The 7,102-nt window shown below is 43.5% G+C and carries 4 protein-coding genes and 4 pseudogenes; 5 read left to right on the top strand and 3 right to left on the bottom strand.

The features are described 5' to 3' along the window. The coding region (gene nadC / locus RMX69_RS29290) for a carboxylating nicotinate-nucleotide diphosphorylase (protein ID WP_322639529.1) at positions 1 to 842 on the top strand (842 nt) is incomplete at its 5' end. A 15-nt stretch (positions 843 to 857) separates the two neighbouring features. On the opposite strand, the pseudogene RMX69_RS29285 reads toward nadC, so the two are convergent. Both RMX69_RS29285 and RMX69_RS29280 read right to left on the bottom strand, forming a co-directional pair. Further along, positions 858 to 1,034: pseudogene (locus RMX69_RS29285) on the bottom strand (element excision factor XisI family protein); the annotation flags it as partial. A gap of 23 nt (positions 1,035 to 1,057) precedes the next feature. Next, positions 1,058 to 1,423 (bottom strand): annotated as a pseudogene (locus RMX69_RS29280) (IS4 family transposase); the annotation flags it as partial. A gap of 377 nt (positions 1,424 to 1,800) precedes the next feature. Here RMX69_RS29280 and RMX69_RS29275 point away from each other — a divergent pair. Continuing rightward, positions 1,801 to 2,685 carry an SMP-30/gluconolactonase/LRE family protein gene (locus RMX69_RS29275; RefSeq protein ID WP_322639528.1) on the top strand — a complete coding sequence of 295 codons (885 nt, stop codon included), beginning with the start codon at positions 1,801 to 1,803 and terminating at the stop codon, positions 2,683 to 2,685. Positions 2,686 to 2,788: 103 nt separating this feature from the next. After that, positions 2,789 to 3,626, top strand: a pseudogene (locus RMX69_RS29270) (IS5 family transposase). 244 nt (positions 3,627 to 3,870) lie between these two features. Here RMX69_RS29270 and pgsA read toward each other — a convergent pair. Beyond that, entirely contained in the window at positions 3,871 to 4,398 is a 528-nt protein-coding gene (pgsA, locus tag RMX69_RS29265; protein WP_289795744.1) for a CDP-diacylglycerol--glycerol-3-phosphate 3-phosphatidyltransferase, read from the bottom strand. Between the two features lie 131 nt (positions 4,399 to 4,529). Between pgsA and RMX69_RS29260 the strand changes: the two genes are divergently transcribed. Both RMX69_RS29260 and RMX69_RS29255 read left to right on the top strand, forming a co-directional pair. Then, on the top strand, positions 4,530 to 5,951 hold the full coding sequence (locus tag RMX69_RS29260; protein ID WP_322639527.1) for an aspartate ammonia-lyase: 1,422 nt from the start codon (positions 4,530 to 4,532) through the stop codon (positions 5,949 to 5,951). An 86-nt stretch (positions 5,952 to 6,037) separates the two neighbouring features. After that, positions 6,038 to 6,580 (top strand): annotated as a pseudogene (locus RMX69_RS29255) (DUF362 domain-containing protein); the annotation flags it as partial. Between the last annotated feature and the right edge of the window lie 522 nt (positions 6,581 to 7,102).

Genomic DNA, 7,102 nt, shown 5'->3' with positions numbered 1-7,102 from the left:
CCTGGCTGGTTTTAGATCCACTCTTGCGTGCCTGGTTGTTGGAGGATATTGGCCGCGGCGATCGCACTACAAGTACTCTTCTAGTAGAAGATGTGACACTAGGCTCTGCTAAATGGATCGCTAAAGCTTCAGGGATAATTACTGGCTTACCAGTTGCAGCTAGAGTGTTTCAGATTTTGAATGAAAAAGTCAGCTTTGTGGCGGTTGCTGGTGAAGGTGCATGGTGTGAGCCAGGACAGGTAGTAGCTGAAATTCATGGTTCGCTGGATGCGCTACTGATAGGGGAACGAGTCGCGCTCAACTTAGCTATGCGGTTGAGTGGGATTGCTACGCTGACTAATATATATGTAAAGAAAATTGCTGATTCACCTGCTCAGCTTGTGGATACGCGTAAAACGACACCAGGGCTGAGACTATTGGAAAAGTACGCGACTGCTTTGGGTGGAGCGATTAATCACCGCATGGGGTTGGATGATGCGGTAATGATTAAGGATAATCATATTGCGGCCGCTGGGGGAATTGGAGAAGCTATTACCCGTATTCGTTCTCAGATTCCTTATCCTTTGACTATAGAGGTTGAAACGGAAAGTTTAGAGCAGGTGAAAGAAGCTTTGCAGCATAAGGCTGACATTATTATGTTGGACAATATGCCTTTGGATATGATGCGTCAGGCGGTGCTGTTGATTCGCCAGCAGGATAACCGAGTGAAAATTGAAGCTTCGGGGAATGTGACTTTGGAAACGATTCGCAGTGTGGCAGAGACGGGTGTTGACTATATTTCTAGCAGTGCGCCGATTACTCAGTCGAAGTGGCTGGATTTGAGTATGAGGATTGTACTTTAAATATAGTGGGGCTAATCATCCCACTGCAAAGTCGGTGTAATGTCGCATTTTTGGAGGATTAATGCCTAAAACAATGTCTTCCTTGGGGACACCGAGTTCAACCAACTGGTTTGCAATTCCAACTTCGGTGCCATCTTGTTGAATCCAACTTTTACCATCAATGATGTCGAGGTGAAGGACTGTGCCATACCATCAGTGAGAGGTTAAGATAACTGTTCCAGGCTTTTTAGCTTCCGAAATAAAGCTTCTAATCTTGACCCATCCGCTATCCAAATTCGGTCAAAATTATGCAATGCAAACTTAACACTATCTGGTAATGTCCGCCTCAGTTGTTGCTGCCAATTGAGTTGTAACTAAGGTAGTAAATCTTTAAATACACGCTTAAATAATTCAACAGGGAAAACTAAAAATCTTTCTGATAGTGATTGTTGAGCCACTTTGGTGGGATGACACCATAATAAACCTTCTCTTGCCAGCAGACGATTTAACTCTTGAACACCAGGAGCTTGCCGCCATAACAGTGTTATACCTGCTGCTACCATTAATGATAAATTCAGAATTGTATCTCGTAATCCTAACCTCTCACGCATGGGTGGACAGAAGGTTTCGCGCAGAAGTTGGGACTGAAAAAGGTGAAATTCGTCAGGCAAACTAGAGTCCTCTGGGTATTCACTGGGAATATCGTACATGGTTGGTAAGACTTCTTTGTGAGAGAGGCGGGTCTATTTGGTACATAACGGGAATCCTGTCCGACTAATTTTAAGTTAATTGATCGCAGTAAAGTTTGAGTTAAAATCAAAAATATTTTCTTCTACCTGGGGAAGACGCGAGAAATTGCGTCTTTAGTATTTACTGAAACAGGAATGAAAATTTTCTTTATTAGTCAGGCAAACGTTTTTTAGAATTGCCTGAAGGCTACTGAAACTAGTTTCTGTAAATAGTGTTGTTGGTTGATAAAATGAGCCAGGTTTTACAATATCCACTCCAGAATGTATTAGAAGCCCGTGCCCGCTTGGGTGAAGGCCCCGTCTGGGATTCTACCCAAAACCTGCTGTACTGGATCGATATTTACAACCATCGGGTACATCAGTTCAATCCTGCTACGGGGAAAGACTTGTTTTTTAATGTGGGAGATGTGGTAGGTGCGATCGCAACAGCAGGTAAAAATAGATTAATTATGGCACTGCGTCATCACTTGGCATTCCTCAACACCCAGACAGGTGAAGTTACTCCTATTTTGGAAATTGAAGTAAATCTGTCAGATAACCGTCTGAATGATGGCAAATGTGACTCTCAAGGACGTTTTTGGATCGGCTCAATGTGTTCTTTAGAAAAACCCCAGGCTAGCCTCTATCGCTACGATCGTGACGGTTCATTGCATGTGATTGAAACGGGTTTGACTATCTCTAATGGTTTGGGGTGGAGTCCCGATGAAAAAACGTTTTACTTGAGTGATTCTCCTCAACAAAAAATATATGCTTACGACTTTGATTCAGTCACAGGTAACATTACTAATCGCCGGATTTTTGTTGATTTAACTCATGAATCTTTTTATCCAGATGGGTTGACGATAGATAGTCAAGGAAATATTTGGTCAGCTATGTGGGATGGGTGGTGTGTGATTTGTTTCAACCCCAAAGGTGAAGAGATATTGCGGATCAATTTACCTGTGCAATTGCCAACCAGTTGCACTTTTGGTGGCGAAGATTTGCAAACACTTTATATCACTACAGCTTCAGTTGGACTAAGCCAAGGGGAGATAGAAAAAAGTTTCTACTCAGGCGATTTATTTGCTCTCCAAACTGATGTTATTGGCTTACCTAGCTATGATTTTGAGAAATAAAGTAGTCGCTGTGTCAGAGCTGATTCGTAAAGAAAATCTAAAGGGACTGTGGATGAGTAAGAGTGGATTTTAAACTAGATCGAGTTGCATGGTTGTACTAAAAATGACTCGTCTGCCGGAGATAGCCAATCCTCAAAGAAAACCTTATCCTAGCGACCTCAGTGATGGTGAGTGGGAAGTATTGAAACCGCTTATACCAGCACCGAAAGGATTTGGGCATCCAGTGGAAGTCGATTTTCGGGAGATTCTCAATGCCATATTTTATGTGCAAAGAACCGGATGCCAATGGGAAATGCTACCCCATGATCTTCCACCCTACACCACTGTGTATGGCTATTTTCAGAAATGGCAATCGCATTGCGTATCTGGCAACAAATGCACGACCAAGTTCGCCAACAACTACGAACAGAATTAGGCAAAGATCAGCAGTCCACCGTTGCGTAGGCGTAGCCCGTCGAAGACATCGCAGATTCTCAATCCGTCAAGACAACGGAAAAAAAGGGGAGGTCTACGGTTTCGATGGTGGCAAGAAGGTTAAAGGACGTAAACGCCATATCGTAGTGGACTCTCAAGGATTGTTAGTTGGGGTGTTCGTCACCGAAGCCAATGCCTCAGAACGATTAGGAGCAGTGGTTGTACTAGATGAAGCAAAGGAAAAATTATCCCAATTAGAAGTGATCTGGGTAGATCAAGGCTATTCTGGTAAGAATTTTGCCAATGCTGTCAAGCAAGTTTGTGGTGAGCAGGTGCGAGTGGAAGTGATTGCACGAACCACCAACACTTTTGAGCAATTGCCTAAGCGATGGATTGTAGAGCGCACTTTTGGATGGTTGAATCGATTTCGGCGGTTGAGTAAAGATTATGAGGTCTATTCCGAAGTCAGTGAAGCCATGATTTATGGTTCTTTGCTTCGTCTCATGGTTAGGCGATTAGCTGCTTAATATTTACTTTACGAATCAGCTCTCAAGGTGAGGCGCTAAATTGCCTCCCATATTTGTTCAACTCGACTTTTTATTTGTTTGCGAATTCTAAAAATTCCGAGTTTTAAACTTTTGATCTTAAACTTCCGAGTTCAAAGGCTCAACTTTCGAGTTCTAAAGGATTTCCAAATAAAAAAATATTAGTACCATGCAGCTCATTTGATTTGATTTTGAACTTAAAGGTGTATTTTTCGTAGTTACAATACTATCTTGCCGTTTCATTAGTGGTAGCTTTTTGCGGCAAAATATAAATACCCCCAGAAATTAAAGTTAGAGCAACAGAAATCCAAAAGGCAATTAGAGAGGGAGTTTGCCAGACTTCAGGTAGGGGTGCAATCAGAAGTGCGATCGCCACTATTTGACTAACTGTTTTTAGTTTACCCCAAATATTCGCCCCGGTAATTGTCGTTTGATTCACCCGCCAACCAGCGATCGCTAATTCCCGCGCTAAAATTAAAAACACTCCCCAAGCAGGTACTTTTCCTAGTTCAATCAAAACCATCAATGGCGCAAGTACTAGAAATTTATCCACTAAGGGGTCAAGAAATTTACCCAATTCACTAACTTGGTTGAGTTTCCGTGCCAAATAGCCATCTAACCAATCAGTTAACGCCGCAACGATAAAAATCGCCAAACATATCCATCTAGCTTGTGCTGTGGGGTTGTACAAGCCATAAAGCAGAAAGGGTACACCCAGAAGGCGAGAGAAAGTAATCCAGTTGGGTAGAGTCATGGAAAATTCAAAATTAATTAGTGTAAAAGCAACAAACAGCCAAGCAAATATGCAAAATATATGCAGATTAGTGTATCTGAGTGTGCCTGCGTGGGAAAATCTGTTTTCTGTAGCTCCCTTAAAACAATACTATGACTGAACACACAGACTCTCAATTCCGCATCGAACGCGATTCGATGGGCGATCGCCAAATTGCTAGTAGCGTTTATTATGGTATTCAAACACTGCGGGCAATCGAAAATTTCCCTATTAGTGGGATAAAGCCTCTAGCTACTTACGTAGATGCTGGATTGATAATAAAAAAAGCTACAGCAATTGTGAATGGAGAACTAAATTGCATTCCCCAAGATATTAGTCAGGCAATTGTGCAAGCAACTGATGAAATCTTAGCTGGGAAGTTCCGCGATCAATTTGTTGTGGATGTTTATCAGGCGGGTGCTGGAACGTCCCACCACATGAATCTCAACGAAGTTTTAGCAAATCGCGCTTTAGAAATACTCGGTGAAGAAAAGGGAAATTATAAACGTGTTAGTCCCAATGACCACGTTAATTATGGACAGTCTACCAATGATGTGATTCCTACCGCAATTCGCATTGGTGGATTATTGGCATTATCTAAGACACTACACCCAGCAATAGATGGTGCGATCGCTGCCTTAGAAAACAAAGCTGTAGAATTTCAAGATATCGTCAAATCTGGCAGAACCCACTTACAAGATGCTGTACCCGTGCGTTTAGGTGAGAATTTTCGGGCTTGGGCGCACATCCTTACAGAACATCAAAACCGGATTTACACCGCCTCTGGAGATTTGATGATGCTGGGTTTAGGAGGTAGTGCAGCCGGAACGGGGTTAAATACTCATCCTCTGTATCGCGCCCGTGTGGTAGAAGTTCTTTCAGAATTGATTGAAACTCCTCTAGAACCTACATCCCATCTCATGGCAGCTATGCAGAGTATGGCGCCATTTGTGAATGTTTCTGGTGCTTTACGCAACTTAGCCCAGGATTTAGTCAAAATATCTCATGATTTGCGGCTGATGGATTCGGGGCCAAAAACAGGCTTGAAAGAAATTCAACTGCCCCCAGTGCAACCCGGTTCCTCGATTATGCCAGGGAAATATAACCCAGTCATGGCAGAGATGACATCAATGGTGTGTTTTCAGGTGATGGGTTACGACAGTGCGATCGCATTAGCCGCACAAGCCGGACAATTAGAACTAAATGTGATGATGCCGCTGATTGCCTATAACCTAATTCACAGTATCGAAATTCTCGGTAATACCATCGCCGCACTCACCGAACGCTGCATTGAGGGAATTACTGCCAATCGCGAACGTTGTTTAGCTTATGCCGAAGGCAGTTTAGCTTTAGTAACGGCACTAAATACCCACATCGGTTACTTAAATGCCGCAGCGATCGCTAACGAATCCTTAGAAACTGGTAAATCTCTGCGGCAAATTGTTTTAGAACGAGGATTAATGAGTGAAACAGATTTAGCCACAGTGTTAAATCTAGAACAAATGAGTGGTATCTTACCACTCAAAACAGAATAATAGGTTATGGGTTATGGGTTACAGGTTATAGGTTACTATCCTCTATTGCCTGTTCCCTCCCCCCTATTCCCTATCCCCTACCTACCATGCAGACTCAAAAACCAGCTGTTAGTCTCATTCGGGCTACATCTTACAAACGAGAGGCTTTACGAGAATCCTTAGTCACGCTGCTGGAACCTTTCGGAGGAATAGCAGCGTTTGTAAAAAAAGGCGATCGCGTTTTACTCAAACCAAATCTACTTACAGGATCGCGTCCTGGTAAAGAGTGTATCACCCGTGCCGAACTAGTTTATGAAGTTGCCCAAATGGTAATTGAGGTTGGCGGTAAACCATTTTTGGGCGATAGTCCTGCTTTTGGAAGTGCCAAGGGCGTAGCAATAGCAAATGGCTATCTGCCAATTCTAGAAGAACTCAATCTTCCCATCATCGATTTTCACGGTCAGCGTTACCAAACCGTCAGTGAAAATTTTAACCATCTGCGACTGTCTAAAGAAGCAATGGAAGCAGACGTAGTGATTAACCTACCGAAAATTAAATCACATGCCCAGTTGACATTAACACTGGGCGTAAAAAACCTATTTGGTTGCGTCCCCGGCAAAATGAAAGCTTGGTGGCACATGGAAGCGGGAAGTGCGATTCGTTGATTAGTGAATCACGGTATCCAGTCCGTACATAACTAATCCAGTCCGTCAGCAGATTACTGACACTAAAGGCTGAACTCTCGGATTGATGCAGGTGCAAGTCCTGTCATTCAGACTCAGAATTGACTCCTTATCTGCCCACACCGACCAGACTCGGTTTCTGGAGGGTGAAGCTGGGAACAGGGCGCAATCAGACAGCCGTTGCGGGTTGACACTGGCGCTAATAGGGAGTTCCTATGATGAAACAGAGCCTAGAAAAGCGATTTAGTCCAGGGCAGGGCGCAACGCAAAAACCCCCTGACCCCACTAGAGTTCATTCCCGCCGAACATTTTCCGGGAAATCGGCAAGAGTCAAGGGAATCTAGGAATCGAATTGGCTACATCTAACGGAACAATCAATCTCTCCGAGGGAACGAATAAAAACGAGTTGTGGGTCTAGGGGCTTTTCGTTCCCCAAGTAGCCCAGACGAGCGGAGGAATCCCCACAATTCGGGTAGGACAGACCGTAAT

Source organism: Nostoc sp. EspVER01, assembly GCF_034530635.1.
Taxonomy (GTDB): Bacteria; Cyanobacteriota; Cyanobacteriia; order Cyanobacteriales; family Nostocaceae; genus Nostoc.
Note: the sequence above shows the minus strand (reverse complement) of the source record. Positions and strands in the feature narration are given on the sequence as shown.

Coding starts and splice junctions, on each gene's coding strand:
- RMX69_RS29275 (WP_322639528.1), top strand. CDS start 1,801: ATGAGCCAGGTTTTACAATATCCACTCCAGAATGTATTAGAAGCCCGT.
- pgsA (WP_289795744.1), bottom strand. CDS start 4,398: ATGACTCTACCCAACTGGATTACTTTCTCTCGCCTTCTGGGTGTACCC.
- RMX69_RS29260 (WP_322639527.1), top strand. CDS start 4,530: ATGACTGAACACACAGACTCTCAATTCCGCATCGAACGCGATTCGATG.